Raw genomic sequence first — 23684 nt, forward strand, 5'->3', positions numbered from 1 at the left:
GTAGGGGTAATTCGTGTACTACCGAAAATTCCATGTAGTGCGAGGTGCGCGGTATTCCAGCTTTTTAGCTGCGCAAATGCAAGTGAGGACAACGAATGGTCAGCCCCTTCGATCGATTAAAAATGACACGTTTACTAATCGGCACGCTCGTCGTCGCTGTTAGTGGTGTAATGTCTTATCCTGTCAGCGCACAGGTGCAGACGCCCGCTGCCAGCGTGGAGTCGTATCAAATCACTCCCGACAAGCTGGAAAACCTAACCGGTGTTCTCCAGCAGCTTTTCTCGGGAGAGCCTAACGTGGTAATCCACGGGGACAAATCCTCTGGAAAACTCATCGTCAACGCCCCAGACGCTGTTCAATCGCAGATTGCCGAATTCGTGAAGCAATCTGGCTATCAGGCCTATGCAGTATCTGTTGAGCTGAACGCCTCGGAGCTACGCGTTCGTTCTGAGGCTAAGCAGCCGAAACCGGCTCCCCCCAAACCATTGTTTCAACGCAGCAAAGACCTGGGCGATGGCTTGGTTGAACTTGAAATCAAGCTCAACAACCTCCAAGGGGAATCCCTTGAATCTGGCCTCGTGCGGCTTGTTGGCCAGCGAATTCCTGTCAGCATTTCGGCCGAAGGGGCCCTAGTGATGATGACGTTGCCAACCAATACCGAAAAGAAGGTGAGCCTTCAGGTTTATCGCAACGAAGGAACGGCCATTCTTCGTGGCCAGTCAGATTCGGCTCGCAGCTGGGGCGAAGTCATCCGTGCAATGGACACCCCTTCCCACAGCGACGCCTACCGAACGACGCTCGTTTCGCTACGAAACGCATCTCGCGACAACGTCGAAAAGGCACTCGATCCGCTACGTGATGCCGAAAACAGCTTGGCGAAAAAACAAGTATTTGAAGCCTTGAAAGGCGTCGCTGGCAAGAAGAAGCTTCGCTGGAGTGGCGACTTGGCTGCGATGATCTTCCAACCGGATGCTGAACAGCCTGCCGCCGACAACGCCAACGAAGACGATAACGCCGCCCAGATCATCGGCCAGCCGCAAGGTGGGCAACCGATCGATATTCCGGATCAGCCAGACCCCAACAATCCTCAGTTCACGATCAGCCCAGAAGAAGATGGCGGGCTAATCGGACCCGTGCAGATCGAATTTCTCGAAGGCCTGGATGTGATTGTCGTGCGTGGCCATCGTCGCGACGTAGAACGCATCACCAACATCATCAACGATATCGAACGATTGAGCGTCGAGACTCAACCGGTTATCGAAGTCCGCGAATTGCTGCACGCCAATAGTGAAGCTGTCGCGACGATGATCAACGAGCTTTACGAAAGTCTCCTGAATGCTCGCTATGGGCAGGTCACCATTACGGCCCTCAACCGGCCCAATGCGATCTTAGTTATTGGCCGGGAACAAAGCGTGGAAGGCATCTTGGAGTTGATCGATAAACTCGATCAACCCGTCGGCCCCGCCAACGCTTTGAAAGTCTTCCCTCTGAAGAATCTGGCGGCCGCCGAAGCACAGACCAAACTATCAGAGTTCTATACCGAACCAACCGCTCTGGGCACACGCGTTCGTGTCTCGTCTGATGTTCGTAGCAACTCGCTGATTGTCGCAGCAAGTCCGCGCGACATGATAGAAATTGAATATCTGCTCAAGCAAATCGATGTTCCCACGAGCGAATCGACGCTGAAGTTGGAAATCGTGCAGCTACGCAACTCGGTCGCAGAAGACCTTGCTCCTATCCTGCAGGAAGCGATTACCGGATCGACGACCACCGGCGGCAACCAGCAGCAAGCTCAGTCGACGGCAGAAGTTCGTGCGGCCATGCTTTCGTTCATGACCCTTGATACTGAAGGAAAGAGAATCCTGCGGTCCGGCATCTTGAACGAAGTCCAGGTAACCGCTGACACGCGTTCAAACGCACTCATCATCAAGGCTCCCGAACACAGCATGGAACTGGTGTTGGCCCTGGTGAAGCATCTGGATTCCCAGCCTTCGGCGGAGTCGCAGATCAAAGTGTTCACTATCGTCAATGGCGACGCGACGCAGCTCTCGACCATGTTGAACGAGTTGTTCCAAACTGTTCAGTCGGCCAACAATCAGGCCCGAACAACGAATGCGTTCTTTACGCCTCAGGCTGCCAGCACCGGCGAATCGAGCCTGATTCCGCTGAACTTCACGGTCGATACCCGAACCAATAGCATCATCGCGTCTGGTTCTGCCACCGACCTGACTGTCGTCGAAGCGATTTTGCTTCGTTTGGACCAAGACGAGGTCACCGAGCGTAAGAGCACGGTTGTGCGTCTGCGTAACGCTCGGGCCGACTTGGTCGCGGAATCGCTAACGGCTCTACTTTCCGAGGAAAGCAGCCTACAAACGCTCGATCCTTCGGTTGTCAGCCCTTTCCAGCAGTTGGTTCGTGAAGTGATCGTGGTGCCTGAATTGTTCAGCAACAGCCTGATTATCAGCGCGACACCTCGCTACTTCGACCAGGTCCTAGAAATTGTACGTGAGCTGGACGAGCGACCTCCGATGGTTATGCTGCAAGTCTTGATCGCAGACGTTCGCTTGAACGACCTGGAAGAGCTGGGCTTCGAGCTGGGCTTGCAAGACTCGGTGTTGTTTGACCGCAGTGTCGTTTCCTCAGGAACGCTTGACCCTGGCTATAACTTCAACAACCAGACGCTGGGCAACAGTTCGAGTGCCGCGAGTCTGGCCACCGCCGGTGCCGTCGCAAGCCAAGGCCTGACCAACTTTGCCCTGGGCCGCGTCAATAACGACTTAGGTTATGGTGGTTTCGTCTTCTCGGCCGCCAGCGAATCGGTCAACATCCTGGTGCGTGCTTTAGAACGAGAGAGCCGACTTGAAGTGCTCGCTCGTCCGCAAATCATGACCATGGACAACCAACCCGGCTTTATCCAGGTGGGTGAACGCGTACCGTACATTACCTCGACGCAACAAACCGTCAACGGCACGATCAACACGACCGAACTGATCAACACGGGGATCATCCTCAGCGTGACACCCCGTATCAGCCCAGATGGGGTCGTCGTAATGGCCTTGCAGGCAGAACGCTCTGCCGTTGGTTCAGAAGCGAATGGTATTCCGATCTCGATCAACGAAAACGGCGACGTGATTCGTTCTCCGCGTATCGATACGCAAACGGCAACGGCCGTGGTGAGTGCTCGTTCGGGCCAAACGATCGTCTTCGGTGGTTTGATCTCGAATTCCACCGAAGTTGTTAATCGCCAGGTTCCGCTCCTGGGCGACGTACCACTGCTGGGCCGGTTGTTCCGCTACGACAGTTACAACGCTCAACGCAGCGAACTGCTGATTATCATCACGCCAATCGTTGTACGCTCTGATCAGGAAGCGGCTTACATGAAAGAGCAGGAAATGTGCCGCATGAGCTGGTGCCTGGCGGACGTGGCCAAAGTCTACGGGCCGGAAGCGTTGTACGGTATCGATCCTTCGATGCCGATGGACGATGGCATCATCGCGATTCATCCTGACGAAAACCCGGCCGGACTGCCGGAAGTGATTCCGCCTGGGTATCACGCCCCGATCCTGGATCCTCCGCGTGGTCCCCTTCCTCCACCCAACCAGCAACTGCCGCAAATGGGGTCGCCAGGCTTCATGCCGCCCGGTGCAACACCACAGCCTGCAGTGATGCAGCCGGTCGAAGTTCGCCCGGTGAATTTCCAGCAGAACTACCAGACAATGCCACCCCAGCAGCAGCAACCTGGGCAAGGCTACCCTCAACAACCTCCGGCTCAGCAACCGCAGCAAGGCCATCCGTCGCAGTATTCACAATACTCGCAACCAACTATGCCACAACAACCGGTTCGCTAACCTCCGCAAAAGAACAACAAGGAATCACAACCATGCAACGTACTGCATTCGCGCTGAGTTTGGTTTGCCTGACGGTTCTGGCGGCGAGCGGCTGCTCTTCGCTAGGCAAGATGCCAAGCATGCCCTGGGAAGATGAAGAACCGGAATACAAAGTTCCGCTGAAGATGGTCGTCACGTGGAAGGACGCCGTTCGCTACAATCCCCACGATCCACCCACGCGGGGCTTCGGCGGTCGTATTCACTTCTATGACGAGACGCAAAAGCCCGTTCGTGTACAGGGTGGATTGACGATCTACGGTTACGACGACGTACGTCACGGTGATATCGATAACGAACGCCCTGACCGTAAGTTCGTCTTTGAAGCCGAGAAACTGCAGTCGCACTACAGTGCGTCCAAATTGGGACACTCGTATAGCTTCTGGGTACCGTGGGACCGTGCTGGGGGTGAACAGAAGGAAATCACACTCGCACCGTTCTTCCGTACAGCAACCGGCCAACTCATCATGAGTGAACAAAGCAAGCACCTGCTAATGGGTGTTGCCAAGAAGGAAGAGAATCCTAGTCCTTCACCTCAATACCAACCAAGTCCGAGCGATCAGTTCATGCCGGAAGTGGCCCAGGCAAACTTCCAGCGGAACGCTGCTCCGGGACTACCACCGATGCAGCCTCAAGGGCACCAGAGACAAGCATCGCAGCTAAATACGACAACGATTTCGCTACCATCAACGATGAAAGAGCGATTGCGTAACGCCGTGCCAACTAACCAGCAAGCGATGCCGCAACAGATGATGCCTGCGAACTATCCGCAGCAACCAATGATGCCGTCTCAGTATCCACAGCAGCCAGCGATGCCACAGCAGCCGAGCCAGCCGCTAATGGACCAAGCATCCGCCCAGTATCGCGGGGGTCCGTATCAGAGCCGGGCCCCTCAGTCGATGCAGTTAAAGCCAGGAGTCAATCTGCAAACATTCCGGCCAGACTTTGCGAACTCGAAATCGTTCAGCAACTACCTGGCAAACGGCCCTCAGGCTACTGATCTGCCGGTGATGGCTCCTGCAATTCAATCTGGTTCACTACCGATGACACACCAACTTCCAGTGACACAAACCGTTCGACCAACCGCAAATCATCTTCCGACTCCACAATCCCCGACACTGTGGCCACCCGGTCTTCCACACTCACAATAACGTTTGGAAAACGACCGATCTTGCGAATCCGACGAGTAATGTCGGTATTCACCAGGGCGGACGGGACTTGCGGATAGTTGAATTTCACGGTCAATTTGGTCGGCAAACGGGGCGTGTCATCTTGCCCGGTGCCGTTTTGGAACGCCTGATTGTTGAACAGGTTTCCGAAAGCACCGAAGCTGCTATTTCGCCGCGAGTTAGCACCTAAGCCGAGCTGCCCCGTCCCGGTGGTACCACCTCCAAAAGGATTGAGCTGGTTTTGCTGAGTCAATCCAGAAGCCGCGCTGGAATCGGTGGTACCTCCCAGACCGCTTGTACCGCTCGACGAGTCACTCCCGAATGAAGGCTGAGGCAGCGGCGTCGAAAACATATTCGTCCCCGGACTGCTGATCGTTCCGCCAGAATTGGAGTTAAAGCTCGAACCGAAACCAGTAGTCGGTTGTTGCACGGTGTCGGAATTGACAGACTGCCCCTGAGCATTGGCAAACGTCAGTCCACAAGTGAGTACACCGCAGATTGCCACGCAAACAGGTTCAATTCGGTTAAATCGCATAATCTCTCTCGTTTATGGCGAACATTTGGTCAACTGAAACCGCGCCAGATAATACCGATCCCCATTATCGCGAAAAAGCCTGGTAATACCAAGTGAATTTCGTATTCCGCGCGGGGATGGTTACTTCTAGTATCGACGCTATCTACTGCTTATACCTCGTTGGACAGCACCTGCCGGCACAATGCATGCGGCTGCCAGGGGCTTACCATCAGGAATGAACCACCCAGCAGAAGTTTCCCGAACAATCTTGAAACTTTGCCTGACCGGCACGGGTATTTCAGATGAGTCCCCCAGGACACAAACGGTTAACACTTCACCACTTAAGGTGCCTCAATGAAACTTCGCCTCACCCCACTTCTTAGCCTTCTGCTATCAGCGATTGTCGCTACGAGCGTTTGGGCCGAGCGTCCCAACGCGGCGCGAATTGTATCGGATCAGACGTTTGCCTTCCTGCGGGTTGCCAACACGCCCGAATTTATCGAGAAAATGGAGCAAACAGCCATTGGCAAAGCTGCCAATGACCCCCAGATGGAACCTTTTGTCAGCGGGATCTGGCAAACGCTTAAGCAGTCTGCAGCCAATGCAGAAGAACGCAGCGGGATCAAGCTCGAGGAGCTTCTCAGCATTCCCCAGGGCGAACTGGCGGTAGGCGTGGTTGCCATGCAGGAGGGGAATCCAGGCGTCGTCATTTTTTGCGACCTCGGCGAGGACACCCGTGTCGTAGAACAAGTCGTCAGTCTATTGGAAACGGTCGCTGGCAACGATGGAGCTTTGATCGAGCGTAGTCAGTTTAAAGAAGCCGAGATCACCTTGATTCGCGGCAACAACGGCCCCTTGGCAATCTGCATCCACGAAAACGTGCTCGTACTATCCAACCGAATTGAAGTCCTCGAAGATACTATAGAACATTGGTCCGGCGACCGCGAAGACAGCTTGGCATCGGACGATCGCTTCAGCACGATTGTTTCCTCTTCGCGTGGCACCAAAGACGAGCCAGCTCAGTTAATCTGGTACGTCAATCCCATCGATGGCATGCGAAGCATCACGAAGAACCAATCTGGCGGCGGTTACATCATGGGCTTTCTGCCCGTGCTGGGCCTGGATGGTATTAAGGCCGTCGGCGGAAGTTACATTGCTGCAACGGAAGACTTCGATACGATCGGGCACCTGCATATCATGCTGGAACGTCCCCGTACCGGCGTGATTGAAATGATCGCCCTGAAGAACGCCTCGACCGAGCCTGAAGGTTGGGTCCCCGAAGACGTCACTAACTATATGACCAGCAATTGGGACGTGAAGAAAAGCTACGGGGCACTCGAGAATCTCTACGACAGCATCTTCGGTGACGGCAAACTGGGCGAAGACATTGATCGCCGTATCAACCAACGGACTGGCATCGATTTCAAGACCGAAGTCATCGACAACCTCGAAGGCAAATTTACGCTGGTCCAGTGGTACGAACCGCCGGCACGCATCAACAGTCAGGCCACTTTCATCGCCGCAAAGGTCAACGACCGGGCGATGATGCAAAAGACGCTTGACCGTGTTGTGGAGTCACTGCCTCGCCTGAATGATGTCGTCGAGAAGCGGAACTTTGGAGAAGCGACCTTCTATCAGGCCAACGTTGCAGACGCTCCGATTCCGGAAGACGCAACCGAAGAACGCCGTCGTCGCCTGGAGAATCGCCGGGCTTTGCGGCCGGAACCATGCTTTGGTTTGATCGGCGATTACCTCTTCTTCGCCGACCGTCCAGGCATCGTCGAACATGTGGCGATGACCTTCGGCGGCGACGCTCCGCGACTTGCGGAAGACCTGAGCTTCAAGCTCGTCTTGAACAAACTACAAGACCATGCCGGCGAACGCAAAGTCGCGATGGTCAGCTTTGCCCGGCCGGAAGAAAGCCTGCGAATGGTTTACGAATTAGTTCAAGCCGAGACTACTCGAGACTTCATCGGCCAACGTGCCGAGCGGAACGACTTCTTCAAGAATCTGCAAGGCAATCTGGATGCCAACCCGCTACCTGACTTTAACGTCATCAGCCAGTACCTCGCTCCCAGCGGAGCGATCATGGTCGACGACGAAACAGGCCTCCACTGGATCGGCTTTTCGCTCAAACGCGATACCGAGTAGTTGCATCAGACTACCTTGAACACGCTTGACGCCCCTGTTTTTGACAGGGGTGTTTTTTTATATCGGTAAAGTGTTACCTTCCCTTCTTCGTTTCTTTTTTCACCTCAACCGTCGGACAGTTGTCAGGAGGGCCCTCCCCGAATTTAAGGGCTTGCCATTCAGAGTGTCCTCCTACAATGAAGTTAACTGTTTCAACAACTATCCGGTTAACGGGGGATGTAATGACGAGATTGCTCTTAGTTCTGATGGGAATTCTGATCGTGCCGAGTATGGGCGTGTCTCAAGACACGAAGCTATCGTTCGACAAACGTTTAACGGATTATGAATACCCTTTTGAAGCAAGCATCCATCAGTTTTCGTCACAACGCCACGATCTAGAGATGGCCTACATGTATCTTCCGGCTAGTGACAAGTCGAAGCCGGTCGTAACCTTATTGCACGGCAAAAATTTCACCGGTGCGTACTGGGAAGACACGGCCAAGTGGTTACGCGGCCAGGGCTATGGCGTGTTGATTCCAGACCAGATCGGCTTTGGCAAGTCGAGTAAGCCCAAGGACTATCAGTACAGCTTTGCGGCGTTAGCCTCGAACACTAAAGGGTTGCTTTCATCACTAAAAATTGACGAGACAATTGTCGTCGGTCATTCGATGGGTGGCATGCTCGCATCGCGATTTGCGTTGCTTTACCCCCATGCGACCGAGCGGCTTGTTCTGGTAAATCCAATCGGTCTGGAAAACTACCTCCAATATGTCCAGTACAAAGACGCTGATTTCTTTTATCACAATGAGCTAAATCAATCGCCGGAAAAGATTGTTTCCTATCAAAAAAAGAATTACTACGACGGGGAATGGAACGATGATTTTGCCCTGCTGACGCAACCATTGGTGGGCTGGGTTCAAGGTCCGGATTGGAAGGACATTGCTTACGTTAATGCGTTAACCTACGACATGATCTTCACTCAGCCGGTTGTTGAAGAGTTCAAGGACTTCCAAGTTCCTGTATGCTTAATCCTGGGAACTCGCGATCGCACAGGCCCTGGACGCAATTGGAAACGCGACGGGGTCGAATACGAGCTTGGGCGGTACGACCAACTCGGCACCAAAGTAAAGGCACGAAATCCGGATATCGAGGTGGTTGAACTGCCTGGCCTGGGGCATTTGCCCCACATCGAGAACTCTGCTCTATTCCAGGAAGCATTCGAACTCGGATTGAAGTAACACCGTATTCTCGGGCATTGCTCTAGAATACCGACCCCAAGTGGGGCATGGATGCTCCTTCTTTGAAATCCCCCCGCCTGGGTTGAGAAAGACCCCGTCGCGGGATTATTTTGGAAGATGCCTTCCACAGAACCACTGTCAAAGGACCTTCCATGACCACGTTTGGTATCACGAAGAAGTCGTTTCAACTCCTCGATAAACTCGCGGCCAATAACAACCGCGAGTGGTATCACGAACACAAAGAGGAACTTCGCGAGCAGTTAATCGATCCCTTTGCCGATATTCTGGAAGCCGTATCAGGTAAGTTGAAAAACGCTAAACGCCCCTTCTCCGGCAGCAAGCAGACGATGTTTAGGCTGTACCGTGACGTCCGCTTTGCCAAAGACAAACGACCTTACAAGGAACACATCGGCGGACTGCTCACCCCATCGGGTAGCAAAAAAGATGATGCAGCGATCTTGTATGCCCATCTGGCAAACAACGGTGGGTTCATCGCTGCGGGGTTTTACCGCTGGGAAACGAAAGCTTTAAACCAGCTACGTGAACGCATGATCGAAGATGCGAAAACCTTTCGCACGATCACCCGTAAGATCAGCAAAGCGGGCTACGAGTTCTCGGAAATAGAACCTCTCAAATCGATGCCCCGCGGATACGCTCCATACGCCGACCACGAGCACGCAAGATTCTTGCGGATGAGGTCACTAGTCGTTTCGCAAAATCTATCTAAAGAAGCTTGGATAGACGGAACCGTTGTGAAAGAGCTAGTTAAGCTGCATAGGTCGACGATTGACTTGATGCTGTTTGGGCTCGAGGCCATTGGCCAACGGTCATGATCATTGCACGATTTCATGCAATGACAATTCCGAAGATTCACTAAGTAGAGACGTAGACGACTCAATATTGGCAGTCTACGTAAACGGGTTAAGCGAGCAAGACTTACTTCGATTTCAGCCCAACCGAGTTCTCAGCAATCACATCGTACTTGTATGACTTGCCTGCTTCGGCCGTCTCATCGATATACTTCATTTCGACAAGTGGTTGCACCGGCGTATCGCTGTATTGAAGTCCCTGAAACAGCGAACGGCCAAATGGATTGCGAGATTTTTCCGGAAGTGTGGCGATCGGCTTACCGTCGCGCAGGATGGTGAAGCTTGCTAGCCCGCTTTGCAGGTCGGCCTCGGCATCCCAGGTAATGACCTTGCCGTCAGCTTTCACGTCAGTCGGGGCTGGTGGTGGGGTCTTGTCGCCGACTTTTGTATCCTGCATATACTGCCCCCAAGCCTGGGCAATTTCCGGCGTGGGAAACCAAATCGCTTTCTCCTTCTCGCCAGCAAACTGCTTAGCTGGAACAGGCGAATCTATTTCGTCACCAGGCATCGGCAACGAGACGAGCAGCCCGGCTGATTCATCCAATGGGTTGAGCGGCTGGCCACTTTCTTTCGGCAAGCGAAGTGTCAGGCAGGCATCCAACCAGGGAATTGCTAGATAACGTTGATTCCCACATTGGTGACTGGTAAGTGGGTCTACCGAGACCGAGACGAGCGATCCCTGTTCGCGCATCTTACTGAAGAAACTTTGCACCCCAGGCCACACGCCGGAGAAGCGACCATCGGTCACGGTGTACCCCTCTTGAGTGCCAAGGTTGCACATCACGGGAACACCGATCGCCGCAGCGGGAATGGTTTCATAAGCAACAATATTGCGTCTCTCTTTTACGTCGAATAGCGGCACACCACTCCGCAGCCAAGCTGCTGCCACACGCTCGGGATGTAAGAGCACCATGCCCCCACACCAATGACCACCGCCGCTATGCCCCCAAATAGCCCAAGGCACGCTCGTCAGTTCGTCATGTCCGGTCTGCTGTGCGAAATCAGCAAGACCTTTCTGAAACGCAGCGGACGAACCGTTGCGTGGGTCGCACCATAGCTGGCAATTGGCCACCTCCGGCTGTTCATACACCGGCGACAGCAAAGCACAATCGTGTTTCTTGGCCAATGCCTGCCAATGCAGATCAAATCCCCCGGTCTGCCCTGATCGGCACGAGCCGACTCCGCAACCATGTTGATGCACCACCACGCCCCGCAGCGTTTCGACACCTTCCGGTAGCCATAGCGTGTAGGTGACCGGAAACCGAAGTTCCCCTTCCTTCGTCGAAGCCTCGTATCGAACACGATAATACGGCGATTCAACCGGAACCGGATCGTTGTAAGGATTTTCCTTTTCCTGGGCGATCGCCGTCGTAGAAAGCACGAGGAGCAGCAACAAGCAGCGCATGAGAGAGTTCCTGAGTGGGGGAGGACATCTTACGGTAGGAAGGTCCAGTTTGACTCATCCGCAAGACGATTTCCAGCCACCGGAGACGCTTAATTGCAATCGTTCTGAAATTGATTACGATGAACTAGCTTTCCCCTGCCTTTCGCGATGAGACCCAATCATGCAACTACGAAACGCCCTGCTCTCCCTTTTTGCATTGGTGACACTCCACGGAGCACTTTTTGCCGACGATTTTCAGCCAAATCAGAAGGAATTACCGGTCCAACCGCCGGAAGACGCGATCGTTTTACTTGGCAAGGATACGAATGAGTTTCTCAGTAAAAGCGGTAATGAAATCGACTGGCCGCTCAAAGATGGCGTTCTAACATCCACACGCGGAGAAGGACGCTCGAATCACCTTGTATCGAAGCTTCACTTCCGCGACGCAGACATCCACGTCGAATTCAAATTGCCCCAAAAAGGGACCGGCAATAGCGGCATTTACATTCACGGCAATTACGAACTGCAGATCATCAATTCGGTTGGGAAGGAAAAGCTTGACCAAGGGGAAATCGGCGCCGTGTATGGTTTTGCTCCGGCGTTAGTCAACGCTGGCAAAGGCCCCGAAGATTGGCAAGTGTACGACATCCGCTACCAAGCCCCACGCCGCGACGATTCCGGCAAGATTATCAAACAAGGCAGCATCACTGCCTGGCTCAATGGCCAGAAAGTGCAAGACGCAACCAAGCTGGGTGAGCCTCGTTCCCAATATCATCCCTATCGCTACAAAACGACGGACTACCTGAAAGCGATCTGGGAAAGACAAAAAGAAACCAGCATTGGCCCGGTATTTCTGCAAGACCACGACAACGCCGTGCAGTTTCGCAACGTGTGGGTGAAACCGCTGGATCAGAAAGCATTTGTCTACGAAGTAACTAACGAATAAGAACTACGTCCACTTAGGAAATGGTATGCTACGTTGCAGTTCGCTTTCCGCATTTGCCGAGAAAGGCTGAAATTTGCTGGACGCGAGCCAATTCCCCTTCTATCTGGGTAAACCGTAAGCCTTAGGTAAGTCCTGTCGCATTAAGAGGAGCAGGCGTAATTCCCCTGCCTACCGTTGCGATTTAGTGCTAAATCGAGTAGATGTATTAAATTACAGATGAACGATTTACCCCCTTCGATAACTCTCCATTCACAAAGCAGCCGCCCGCATGAGCGAACAGGAAGCCAAGAAGGCCGAGGAAAAGACCATCCTGCTGGTGGACGACGATAACGAAATCGTGGAAACGATGCGTTTCGCCCTCGAGTCGAAAGGGTATCGCGTGCTCGTCGCTCGAGACGGCAACCAAGGATTGGCATTGGCCGAGCGGGACGATCCCGATTTGATCGTGCTGGACATGATGATGCCCAAACGCAGCGGTTTCCTGGTGCTGGAAAAACTGCGCCAAACGCACAAGATCCCGACTAAGGTGATTATGGTCACCGGCAACGAAGGGAACCGCCACAAGGCCTACGCCGAGATGCTGGGCGTTGACGATTACATTCGCAAGCCATTCCCCATGGATCGGCTTCTGGGTGCAGTTCAAAAACTGATCGGGTAGATTCCCTCAGGACGCCCCGGCTTAAACTCAAACTACGCTCGCGTGGGTTTGCCTCAGGGTGAAGAAACGGAGCGTTTGGGGAAGCGACTGGGGGCACTTCAAAAGCGGTCCTCTCATCCAAAGTCGTATCGCTTGTCGATAACGACGATTATTCTTTTCAGAGAATGCCATGGGCCTCGGCCGTAAAGCAAATCTCCCCACGAGACACGGCATTCACATTGCGTGAAACACGTAGCTTGGAAGATAACTCCTGGCTATTTCCTGCTCAGCGGCACCCTTTCTGGTGCATAACGACCTGTCGATCTTATCCATTTTAAAAAAATTACTTGCCTCTACTTGGCAGGAATCGGCAGTACCGAACTTCAATTAATTTGGGACTTTACAACTCGTACTATTTTTCACAAGTGTTAACCTCTCACAAAACGCTGTAATCTTTCTATTGCTTATATTCAGAGTTCGGTCGATACTTCATTGAAGGGAAGGCAAAGTGATCTTGTAGCCGATCCGACTCGCATTCTTCCCATTTGTTCTTTCTTCGCGACGTTCTTTCTCAATCGCGCTCGGCGTTTGGCAGACTTTTTTTCGAGAAGCTGTATGCGCGTGCGCGGTACGACAGAATAAGCAGGAAAGATACGACTTGGCAAGAATCGTAGAATTCGTCATACAAGACTCCATCGCTCCATCCCCTAACGTTTCGTAGCCGTAGATTGGCTCACGATCTGGGCTGCGGACTGTGTCCAACCACAGGTTCACCGAGTAGGACTCGGTTCCTAATCGCAGGAGGGATCAGCATATGGCCGGCGGTCGTCAAATCGTTTCTTTTCTGGCCGAGCGTCAGAACTTGGATCAGTTCCGAAAGAAGAACTGGCAAGGAACCTTCGAGCAGTACCTCGATCTGATCGCGCAGAATCCTTCAATTACGCGGAACGCCTTTCAGCGTTGCTACGACATGATTCTTTCGTATGGTGTCGATACCTACGAGGTTTCCCGCGAGAAAAGAATCCATTATCGCTTCTTCGACGATCCTCTCGACCAGGGTAAAGACGCGATCTTCGGCTTGGAAGATTCCCAGGTTCAATTGGTCAACGCGTTGAAAAGTGCCGCCCATGGTTACGGCATCGAGAAACGCGTTCTCTTGCTGCATGGTCCGGTTGGAAGCAGCAAGAGCACCATGGCACGGCTGCTCAAGAAAGGGATCGAACGATACTCGGCCAAGGATGAAGGTGCGCTGTACTCACTAGGTTGGAACGACCCTGACGATCCAAGCGACCCAGCGGCGATACACTGGTGCCCGATGAACGAAGAGCCGTTACATCTTATCCCGGAAGATTTCCGCCGAGATGTCGCGGCCCAGTTTCAAGAGGCCAGTGCGTTGGCCGACTATCCCATAAGCATTAGTGGCGAGCTGTGCCCCTTCTGCCGCTTCCATTACATGGAAAGTTTGAATCGATACGGGGGCGATTGGACAAAAGTTATCGCCGATATTCATGTCCGCCGAGTCATCCTTAGCGAGAAAGACCGAATCGGGATCGGGACGTTCCAACCGAAGGATGAAAAGAATCAGGATTCGACAGAACTGACCGGCGACATCAATTATCGCAAGATCGCTGAGTACGGTACCGACAGTGATCCGCGTGCATTTAACTTCGATGGCGAATTCAACGTGGCCAACCGTGGCATTATCGAGTTTGTCGAAGTATTGAAGCTCGATGTGGCGTTTTTGTACGACTTGCTCGGTGCCAGCCAGGAACACAAGGTCAAGCCGAAGAAGTTCGCCCAGACCGATATTGACGAAGTGATTCTCGGCCATACAAACGAGCCGGAATACCGTCGATTGCAAAACAACGAATTCATGGAAGCGTTACGAGATCGTACCGTCAAGATTGATGTCCCCTACGTCACGCGACTTTCCAATGAAGTGAAGATTTACGAGAAAGATTACAACAACCAGAAGGTCATCGGCAAACACATCGCCCCGCATACCATTGAAATGGCAGCCATGTGGGCGGTTCTGACTCGGCTGGAAGAACCGAAGAACGCCAGCTTGACGCTTTTGCAGAAGTTGAAACTATACGACGGCAAATCACTGCCTGGGTTCACCGAGGAAAACATCAAAGAACTCAAGTCCCAAGCTAAGCGAGAAGGGATGTTAGGCATCTCGCCGCGTTATGTGCAGGACAAGATATCCAACGCCCTGGTAGCACATCCCGACGCGACTTCGATCAACCCCTTTATGGTGATGAACGAGCTCGAGTCGGGTCTCGGCAACCATTCCTTGATCACCAGCGAAGAGCAGCGCGATCACTATCGCCAGCTTCTCGAAGTGGTCAAGGAAGAGTACGAGAACATCGTCAAAAACGAAGTTCAGCGTGCCATTGCCGCCGACGAGGATGCGATGGCTCGCCTGTGTGCCAATTACATCGACAACGTCAAAGCGTACACCCAGCGGGAACGTGTCAAGAACAAGTTCACCGGCCAGTACGAGGAGCCGGACGATCGGTTAATGCGATCGATCGAAGAAAAGATCGATATCCCCGACAGCCGCAAAGACGATTTCCGCCGCGAGATCATGAACTACATCGGTGCGTTGTCGATCGACGGTAAAAAATTCGATTACAAGACGAATGAACGTCTCTACAAAGCACTCCAACTGAAGTTGTTTGAAGACCAGAAGGACTCGATCAAATTGACGAGCCTTGTTTCCAGCGTCATCGATCAAGAGACGCAGGAAAAGATTGATGTCGTCAAACAACGCCTCATCCGCGACCACGGTTACGACGACGAAAGCGCTACGGACGTGCTCAGTTTTGTCGCCAGCATCTTCGCCCGCGGAGATGTGACCAGCTAATCAAACATTTGAGCGAGACAACGTGGTGTGGATTACCCAGTCTGGTCCCCTCTCCCTAACCGGGGCGAAGGGACCAGACTGGGAATCCCGCCCGTTATCGGCCACGGGAATGAGCCCAAGTGGCATTTTGTTTTCCCACCTTCGCCCACCGTCATCACTAAGGAGAAATACCATGGGGCTGAAGATTGATCGCGACGTACACCGCTTCCGCGAGATTGTCCGCGGCCGGATTCGTGATAATCTTCGGAAGTACATTACCCACGGCGAGATGATCGGCCGTAAGGGGAAAGATCTCGTTAGCATTCCAGTCCCCAGCCTGGATGTCCCCCATTTCAAGTATGGCAAAAACGAAGGGGGCGTCGGCCAAGGCGATGGCCAGGTTGGCGATCCTGTCGGCAAAGGGGATGACGGCGATGGAGCCGGTCAGGCCGGAAACGAACCTGGCAAGCATATCCTGGAAGTCGACGTCCCGCTGGAAGAACTTGCGGCAATGCTCGGCGATGAACTCGAGCTTCCCAAGATCGAACCCAAGGGAGACGCCAATATCTCCCAGTATAAGAATCGGTACGACAGCATTCGCTCGACCGGTCCGGAGTCGCTCCGCCATTTCCGCCGCACGTATGTTAAAGCTTTGCGGCGACAAATTGCTTCCGGAATTTACAACCCCAAAAACCCGATCATCATTCCGGTTCGCGAAGACACCCGGTACCGCAGCTGGACGAGCATTCCACAGCCGGAAGCGAACGCGGCAATCATTTACATCATGGATGTCTCCGGCTCGATGACCGACGAGCAGAAGGAAATCGTCCGCACGGAAGCGTTTTGGATCGATACGTGGCTACGCAGCCAATACAAAGGAGTCCAGCGCCGCTACGTGATCCACGATGCAGGTGCCAAAGAGGTCGACGAGGACACGTTTTATCACACTCGGGAAAGTGGCGGCACGCGAATCAGTTCGGCCTACAAAGTCGCCCAGCAGATACTGGAAAAGGAATTTCCGATTTCGGAATGGAACATTTACTGCTTCCAGTTTTCCGACGGCGACAATTGGGGCGAAGACAACCGTACTTGCATGAAGATTCTGCAAAACACTCTGATTCCGGCATGCAACTTGTTTTGCTATGGCCAGGTCGAAAGCCCCTATGGCAGTGGCGAATACATGAAGTCGCTTGTCACGCAATTTGGCAAGAACCACGAAACCCTGATCTTGTCTCACATCGAAGACAAAGATGCGATTTACGATTCCATCAAGCAGTTTCTTGGTAAAGGTAAGTGAGGTAGTTCTTATGTCGATAGCCGATTTGAATCACGAAACGCCACATACGTACCTGGTACGCGTAGGGCACAACCAGATCACCGTCGTTTGCCAAACCGCCGCCGAGGCGATCGTGCGTGCCAAGCAGCAACTGCGACGCGACTTTCCCCGTATGTGGGACGTGATTAGCTCTCTTTCGGAAAGCAAGTTCGAGGTTCAGGAACTCGATTAATCGTCGAGCCCAAGGAGGAATTCCAATGCCAATCACGCATCGCAGCTTCGCCAATTTGCCGGAAGAACTGGCCGAAGTGCAGGTCGAAATCGAGCAACACGCGCTCGATTACGGCTTGGACTTCTTCCCCACAATCTTCGAATTGGTCGACGTCGAGCAACTCAATGCCATTGCCGCGATGGGTGGTTTTCCGACGCGTTATCCGCACTGGCGTTTTGGCATGGAGTTCGATCGGCTCTCGAAGGGCTATCACTACGGTCTGCAGAAGATCTACGAACTGGTCATTAACAATAATCCATGCTACGCGTACTTGCTTTCCAGTAACCAATATGCCGATCACAAGCTAGTCATGGCTCATGTTTACGGGCACTGCGATTTTTTCAAATGCAATCAATGGTTTAGCAAAACCGATCGCAAGATGATCGACCAGATGGCCAATCATGGCAATCGCATTCGCCGTTACATGAACCGTTTCGGCGTCACCGAAGTCGAAAACTTTATTGATGCCTGCCTGAGCATTGAAGACATGATCGATATCCACTCGCCGTTCATTCAGCGTTCGCGTAGTACAGATCGATACAAGTTCCATTCCAACACCGACGCCGAGGGCTCCGACGAGCCTGGCCAGGACTACAAACTGCCGGCCAAGGGCTACATGGACAACTTCATCAATCCGCGAAAAAAGCCTTCGGACGATGAAGAAACGCCTCGGCCTGCCGTCGCCCTGCCGGTTCCGGACGAGCCCACCAAGGATGCCATGCTATTCCTGCTGCAATACGCCCCACTGCGTCCTTGGCAGCTAGACGTTCTGTCGATGATTCGGGACGAAGCGTACTACTTCGCACCGCAAGGTCAGACCAAAATCATGAACGAAGGGTGGGCTACCTATTGGCATTCAACCATCATGACGCGTCACGGACTGCAAGCCTCGGAGGTGATCAACTACGCCGACCATACCTCCGGCACGCTGGCCAGCAGCCCGAACCGGTTAAATCCTTACAAGCTGGGCCTAGAGTTACTACGAGACATCGAAGATCGCTGGAACCGCGGCTGCTTTGGTCAAGATTACGACGATTGCGACGACTTCGTCGAGCGTCAAAATTGGAATACCGAAGTGGGCTTGGGTCGCGACAAGATCTTCGAGGTTCGTCGCATTCACAACGACCTGACTTTCATCGACGAGTTCTTCACGCTCGACTTTTGCCGACGCTATAAGATGTTCCAATTCGGTTACAACGAGTCAACCGAATACTACGAGATCGAGAGCCGCGAATTCCCCAAGGTCAAACAGCAGTTGCTATTCAGTCTGACCAACATGGGTCGCCCTGAGATCTTCGTGACCGATGGAAACTACAAAAACCGCGGTGAAATGTTGTTAACGCACCGGCATCACGGGATTGAACTCAAGATGGACTATGCCCGTGATACACTCACAAACCTATACACGCTTTGGAAACGCCCTGTGCATATTCAAACGATTTTGGACGAGCAAGAAGTTCTTCTCAGCTGGGACGGAACGCATCATGAATGCGTCAAATTAGAATCGAACTAGCAAAGACGAATCCCCTGTTTTGCCCGGTTGCTTGCAACCATGGGCGACACTACTGAAGGGAAAAGCCAAGCGAAGAGGAGGGACAATCATGACCCAAGACATAAGACAACGCCTGGATAATCATTTGGCGCCGAACAAGAAGTTCGAAACGGCGCTAAACCAGGGAAAGGTCACGGCTACCGACCTGACGGTCGAGAAAGTGGGCGTATCGACGCGCCAAATCGCTTACCGATTCAACGAGGCCAAAAGCCATGAAGCGGCAAGTGACGTTGCGGAAGACTTGGTTCGCCGTGTCGACTATCTGCTGGAACCGCTGGCGATTATCGAACGCGATCCAACCGAAAGCAAGATTCAAATTCGCTCGCAGAAACCTTCCACCGATGGGCCTGCCCGGCGCTACTACGAGGTAAACGTCGACGGCCAAGGCGTGTCAATCGAACGCTATCAATCCTCTGGCAAATCGCGGCAAAACGACGACATCAACCTTACGCGAGAATCCTTCGAACGTCTCTGCCGCGACCTGGATGACGCCGCAGGGCTAGATAATAGGTAATAAGAGTTTAACCGCCGCTACGCGGACATCAGGCCACTACTTCGATGGGACGATTGGATTTGATAGACTGATCGCTTGGTTAGACACAACTGGTCCCTTGCAAGAAGTCTGTCTCATGAGCCACGGCCGCCCCGGTTCCACACCGCTTCCCGAACCCTCGATCACCCTTACCGAAGGTTGGCACTGCAGCCACTTTTATTACTCCTTCGACCGAGCCCTGTTGACCGGTTATTCGCCTGAAGACCTCGCAGTCGGTTCTCAAGAGCTGATTGAGATTCTGAATCCTGAATCAGAAGCCAGCCCCAAGCGGCTTCAGGTTTCCATTGTGAGTGGTCACAAGGCAGATTTCTCCCTGATGCTGATGGATCCTAATCCTCTGGTCATCGACTCGGTTCATCAGCGGCTGATGGCCAGTTCTCTGGGTGCCGCCCTGCAGCCGACTTACTCCTTTGTATCAGTGACCGAGATCTCGGAATACGTTCCTTCGGTCGAACAATATGCTGAGCGTCTCCTGCGTGAAGGAGAGGAGAAGGACTCGCCATCGTTCGAAGCCAAGCTCGGCGCTTACACCAAGCGCCTGCCCATGATGAATAACCAGCGGCTTACGCCTGACTTCCCACCCTATCCTGCCACATGCTTCTACCCGATGAACAAGAAGCGAGAAGTAGGCGAAAACTGGTTCTTGCTGCCCTCGTCGGCCCGGAACTCGTTGATGGCCGAGCACGCCCAAAGCGGGATGCAGTTCGCCGGCAAGGTTTCGCAGTTGATCACCGTAAGCGTTGGTTTCGACGACTGGGAATGGGGCGTCACGTTGTGGGCCCGCAATCCTGAATATTTGAAAGACATCGTCTACAAGATGCGTTTTGACGAAGCAAGTGCCCGATACGCTGAGTTCGGTCCCTTCTACACCAGCTATATCAGTACGGCCGCAGAGATGCTCAAGCATTGTCGGATTGGTAATGCAGATTAAGGCAACGATTTGTCACAGAGAGCACTGAGGGAAGTGTTATTAACCATGGATTACACCGAGTTTTCCGTCCGTGAAATCCGTGGTTCTTCCTACACTTTCTTCTAGGGCGAAACTATCCTCCCTTCATTGGCTCAGGCAGGAACATGAACTCTAAACGCCCTCTTAAAATCGACGACATCAAGAAGCCTGAGCTAACCGAAGGGGCGCATCCTTTTGCCGAAGAAAAGCCCCAAGGCAAAGAGTCCAATGCCCAGGCACCGGTGGACTATCGCGGAGCCTACGAGACCGCCGGCAGGTCGGCCGGCGTGTTACTGCTGATCATGGCCATCACAGCATTCGTGGCCAGTGCGTTTCCACTTTCTCGGTATTACTGGCCGGATACTGGGTGGCTGCTAGGCGTCTTCGGCTGGCTGGTCTCGTGGATCATTGCCTTGCCGACGCTCGTTTTTGCATCGAACGACTTGAAATCCATTCAGCTGGGGCGATTTACGGACCAGGGAAAGTGGATGGTCACATTGGCCTTTTGGCTAAGCCTTTTAACCGTTGTGAATTCAATTGCAACCGTCGTCATGGTGTCAGTCTTCAGCGCTGGGTGAGAAGTCGGGTATTTCCAACATCGGGTCGGATAGATCGACAGAACTGTCTGTTTTTGCGTCGTCGGTCTTCGCTTCCTCTTCGCTTGGTTTCTTTTCCTTCTCCTTTTGTGGAATCAAAAAAAGACGCACCTTGGTTCCTTCCGCAGGGATGTTCTCTGTGAACGCTTCAAACCAGAGGTCGTTGTTGGCATCGGTACTCGGAACGGGCAGATCCATCATCGAAGACTTAAAGTTGCTGACACAAATCAGCTCGCCACCTTCGGCTGCGTAGACCATTTTGCCAGGCAGCGTGTCGGGGTCGACGCCTTCTTCTTTGGCTTTCTGAACCGCTTCGATCGTGACGTCTTTCCAGAAGTAGCTACCAGGAAAGACCCAATCGTAGGTCATGACCTTCTTGTTTCGTGCATCACGTACCCAATCTTGGGCTTTTCGTGTTTGTAGCTTGCCATCGGCATCTTTCCATTGCACCAAGACATCGATCTGCTGCCCTGATGGCGGCCGATACTCTGGGTCGAACTCTACCGGACGTCCCTGCTCTGCCCCAATCGCTAACAACCCAGCATGAACGACATAGGCATCGGTGGCGACCGACACGACCGACTCGTGTTCCTTGGTGCCCCGCAAACAAGCAAACATTTCCAACGAGCCCTTCCTCAGACATATCTCACCATCCATGATGACCATCTTCCGCTTTGTATCGATCCACACCGGCATGTTAGGCATTAGCTTGCGGATTGCTGCCGGGGCTGACTTTTCTTGGGTTGCTGGCTTCGCCGATTGCTTGTCAGTTTCGACCGACGGCGGCGTTTCTTCTGTGGCCGTATCGTCTTGCGCCCACATCTTGGCACACGGCAGTAGTCCTGGGATCAACAGTGTCAGAATAATCCAGGTTACGTTGGGTCGGTTGCGGTATGTCGTACCCATAGCAAAACTCGGCGGAAAAGGGATTCAGGGGGGCGTCAAACTCTGCCCACATTGCTAAGATGATCTATCCCACGAGGAAGTCAAAGCCGCGTGAAATTATCGGTATAGCTCATTCTAACAAACTCTCGCCTGATGGAAGCCATGGCCACGGACACTAGCCCCAGCAGCAAGGACGAACTATCCACCACGCCAACACCCATTCCTGCCTGGGCCAAACTCACCAAGGGAATGGCCGTAGGTGTCGATCTTAAGGACTGGCAATCGTGGAAAGAGTATCTGCAAAAGCGTGACACGGTCCCTCCGCTACAATCGCTGGTCTCAGGTAAAAAGAACTCTCCACTGGCTTGGGCTTTGTTCGCCGACGAGTCACTCGATTCTCGGACGCTAGACCTGCTGGAAACCTTAGGTGAAATTGCCTCAGGCCGTACCAAGCCAAGTACCGGCACCGTCAGGCAATTAGAAAGCTGGCTGAACGATCTGGAACGTCGCATTTCCGAACGCAATTTGGTCTTGGAACTGCTGGCCGTTACCCATGCCCTGCCCAACTTGGCAGTGGCCACTAGTGCCGAACTGTGGTGGAACCTGCTGGATAAGATTGTCAGCCACGCCAATGATGCGGTAGCCACCAATTTTGAAAATAAGGTCTTCGAGCAAGGACTGGCCGGAGAAGTTCCGTTGACCCTGGCCTATATCTTTCCCGAACTGAAAGCGTGTCGCCAACTGGGCAAGCCGGCAGCACGTGTACTCGACGACGGCATGCAGGCCCTGACCGACGGCGAGGGACTGCCTAAGGTCGACCAGCTCCTCCACCTCCGGTCGCTTCTCGCCTGCTGGACGCGATCGGTCATCCTGATCAAGAATACCGATGGGCTGCTTCTCTCGGAAGATTCTTTCACTCAATATCAATGGCTCGTTCGCCATGCTTTTCGACTGACGCGTGCCGATGGCACCCAGACGTTTTCCCACGGAATCTCCAGTGCCTACAACCGGCACCTGATGCAGACAGCCCTTGACCAGGCACAGGACGAAGACGACACCGAAATCGCCAAGCTCACCCTTCCCAAAATGAAGGGCAAAGGGAACGATCTCAATCTGCCTTATCCTAGCTATGAATCGGCCTATAGCCAGTTTGCTTACCTACGCTGCGATTGGCACCGCTCGAGCCCACGCCTGGCCGTCCGTCACGACCTGGAACCGCTGATCGTCGAACTGGAATCACGCGAAGAGATTGTCTTGAGTGGCACGTGGGATACGACCATTCTGATCGAAAGCGTCCCAATTGCTCCGACCGGAAACTGGGAGCAAGTCGGCTGGCAATCAGATGACGACGGCGACTACCTCGAACTAGAACAAGAGTGGACCGACGGTGTTAAACTGCAGCGTTTAATCTTCCTGGCTCGCGAGGACAAGTTCATGTGGGTCATGGATACGGTTCTGCTCGATAGTCCTGCGGAACAGATCCAGTACCAATCGCAACCGCCGATCGTCTCGCATGCCAAGCTAGGTACCGCCGCAGAAACCAACGAAGTCTTCGTGGAGCTTCCCGGCTCGAAGGTCACGCTGCTGCCGGTAGGCATCAACGAGTGGCAAAGCGAATCGTCGCTCGGAAAAATTGGCGTCGTCAACGAGAAGCTTTCCCTTCAACAGACCAGCAGCGGACGCGGGATCGTTGTTCCAATGTTCTTCGATTTGTCCCGAAAAGGTCAGGGCAAGCCCCTTACCTGGCGGCAATTAACCGTGGCAGAAAAGCTGGTCATCCAGCCACGGGACCAAGCCGTCGCCTATCGCGTTCAAACAGGAACCGGTCATTGGGCCTTCTATCGCTCCTTAACCGGTAAAGCGAGCCGAACGTTCCTGGGCGTCAATTTGATCGCGGAAGCGCTCGTCGCACGATTTGACAAAAAAGGCGATATCGAGAAACTTCTGGAAGTGGAAGCTTCCTAACTCTTTCTTACGCAACCT

17 protein-coding genes are annotated in these 23684 nt (G+C 53.3%); 14 read left to right on the forward strand and 3 right to left on the reverse strand.

What is annotated here, in order from left to right; translation table 11 throughout:
- Nucleotides 1–122: 122 nt before the first annotated feature.
- A complete protein-coding gene (locus tag HOV93_RS05240; protein WP_207395410.1) occupies nucleotides 123–3848 on the forward strand; it encodes a secretin N-terminal domain-containing protein in 3726 nt (1241 codons plus the stop codon).
- Nucleotides 3849–4877: 1029 nt separating this feature from the next.
- Here the strand turns inward: HOV93_RS05240 and HOV93_RS26570 are convergent.
- Complete coding sequence (locus HOV93_RS26570) at nucleotides 4878–5588, reverse strand: BON domain-containing protein (protein ID WP_207395411.1); 711 nt, start codon at nucleotides 5586–5588, stop codon at nucleotides 4878–4880.
- A 333-nt stretch (nucleotides 5589–5921) separates the two neighbouring features.
- Between HOV93_RS26570 and HOV93_RS05250 the strand changes: the two genes are divergently transcribed.
- The 3 genes from HOV93_RS05250 to HOV93_RS05260 all read left to right on the forward strand — a co-directional run bounded on the left by HOV93_RS05250 (nucleotide 5922) and on the right by HOV93_RS05260 (nucleotide 9768).
- Complete coding sequence (locus tag HOV93_RS05250; RefSeq protein ID WP_207395412.1) at nucleotides 5922–7718, forward strand: hypothetical protein; 1797 nt, start codon at nucleotides 5922–5924, stop codon at nucleotides 7716–7718.
- Nucleotides 7719–7939: 221 nt separating this feature from the next.
- Nucleotides 7940–8935 (forward strand): alpha/beta fold hydrolase, encoded by a 996-nt coding sequence (locus HOV93_RS05255; RefSeq protein ID WP_207395413.1) that lies wholly within the window; start codon nucleotides 7940–7942, stop codon nucleotides 8933–8935.
- Between the two features lie 152 nt (nucleotides 8936–9087).
- Nucleotides 9088–9768 (forward strand): DUF2461 domain-containing protein, encoded by a 681-nt coding sequence (locus HOV93_RS05260; RefSeq protein WP_207395414.1) that lies wholly within the window; start codon nucleotides 9088–9090, stop codon nucleotides 9766–9768.
- 103 nt (nucleotides 9769–9871) lie between these two features.
- Here HOV93_RS05260 and HOV93_RS05265 read toward each other — a convergent pair whose 3' ends face one another.
- A complete protein-coding gene (locus tag HOV93_RS05265; protein WP_207395415.1) occupies nucleotides 9872–11209 on the reverse strand; it encodes an alpha/beta hydrolase family protein in 1338 nt (445 codons plus the stop codon).
- A gap of 160 nt (nucleotides 11210–11369) precedes the next feature.
- Here HOV93_RS05265 and HOV93_RS05270 point away from each other — a divergent pair, with 160 nt between their 5' ends.
- From HOV93_RS05270 to HOV93_RS05310, 9 genes are all read left to right on the forward strand, one after another.
- Nucleotides 11370–12134, forward strand: a complete 765-nt coding sequence (locus HOV93_RS05270) for a 3-keto-disaccharide hydrolase (RefSeq protein ID WP_207395416.1) — start codon at nucleotides 11370–11372, stop codon at nucleotides 12132–12134.
- 268 nt (nucleotides 12135–12402) lie between these two features.
- Complete coding sequence (locus tag HOV93_RS05275) at nucleotides 12403–12792, forward strand: response regulator transcription factor (protein ID WP_207395417.1); 390 nt, start codon at nucleotides 12403–12405, stop codon at nucleotides 12790–12792.
- Between the two features lie 793 nt (nucleotides 12793–13585).
- A complete protein-coding gene (locus HOV93_RS05280) occupies nucleotides 13586–15640 on the forward strand; it encodes a PrkA family serine protein kinase (RefSeq protein ID WP_207395418.1) in 2055 nt (684 codons plus the stop codon).
- A gap of 172 nt (nucleotides 15641–15812) precedes the next feature.
- Nucleotides 15813–16916, forward strand: coding sequence for a DUF444 family protein (locus HOV93_RS05285; protein ID WP_207395419.1), 1104 nt, complete (start codon nucleotides 15813–15815; stop codon nucleotides 16914–16916).
- A 10-nt stretch (nucleotides 16917–16926) separates the two neighbouring features.
- Nucleotides 16927–17127 carry a hypothetical protein gene (locus HOV93_RS05290; RefSeq protein WP_207395420.1) on the forward strand — a complete coding sequence of 67 codons (201 nt, stop codon included), beginning with the start codon at nucleotides 16927–16929 and terminating at the stop codon, nucleotides 17125–17127.
- Between the two features lie 25 nt (nucleotides 17128–17152).
- A complete protein-coding gene (locus tag HOV93_RS05295; RefSeq protein WP_207395421.1) occupies nucleotides 17153–18679 on the forward strand; it encodes a SpoVR family protein in 1527 nt (508 codons plus the stop codon).
- Between the two features lie 88 nt (nucleotides 18680–18767).
- Nucleotides 18768–19232, forward strand: a complete 465-nt coding sequence (locus HOV93_RS05300; RefSeq protein ID WP_207395422.1) for a hypothetical protein — start codon at nucleotides 18768–18770, stop codon at nucleotides 19230–19232.
- 115 nt (nucleotides 19233–19347) lie between these two features.
- A complete protein-coding gene (gene hemQ, locus HOV93_RS05305) occupies nucleotides 19348–20202 on the forward strand; it encodes a hydrogen peroxide-dependent heme synthase (RefSeq protein ID WP_207395423.1) in 855 nt (284 codons plus the stop codon).
- Between the two features lie 143 nt (nucleotides 20203–20345).
- On the forward strand, nucleotides 20346–20798 hold the full coding sequence (locus HOV93_RS05310) for a hypothetical protein (RefSeq protein WP_207395424.1): 453 nt from the start codon (nucleotides 20346–20348) through the stop codon (nucleotides 20796–20798).
- Here HOV93_RS05310 and HOV93_RS05315 read toward each other — a convergent pair.
- The gene (locus HOV93_RS05315; RefSeq protein WP_207395425.1) at nucleotides 20778–21722 is read right to left on the reverse strand and encodes a YdjY domain-containing protein; all 945 of its coding nucleotides are present in this window, start codon (nucleotides 21720–21722) and stop codon (nucleotides 20778–20780) included. The two genes, HOV93_RS05310 and HOV93_RS05315, sit on opposite strands and share 21 nt — an antisense overlap.
- Before the next feature lie 141 nt (nucleotides 21723–21863).
- Here HOV93_RS05315 and HOV93_RS05320 point away from each other — a divergent pair, with 141 nt between their 5' ends.
- Complete coding sequence (locus HOV93_RS05320; RefSeq protein WP_207395426.1) at nucleotides 21864–23666, forward strand: hypothetical protein; 1803 nt, start codon at nucleotides 21864–21866, stop codon at nucleotides 23664–23666.
- Nucleotides 23667–23684: the final 18 nt, after the last annotated feature.

Origin of the sequence: Bremerella alba (genome assembly GCF_013618625.1) — a bacterium.
Lineage (GTDB): Bacteria > Planctomycetota > Planctomycetia > Pirellulales > Pirellulaceae > Bremerella > Bremerella alba.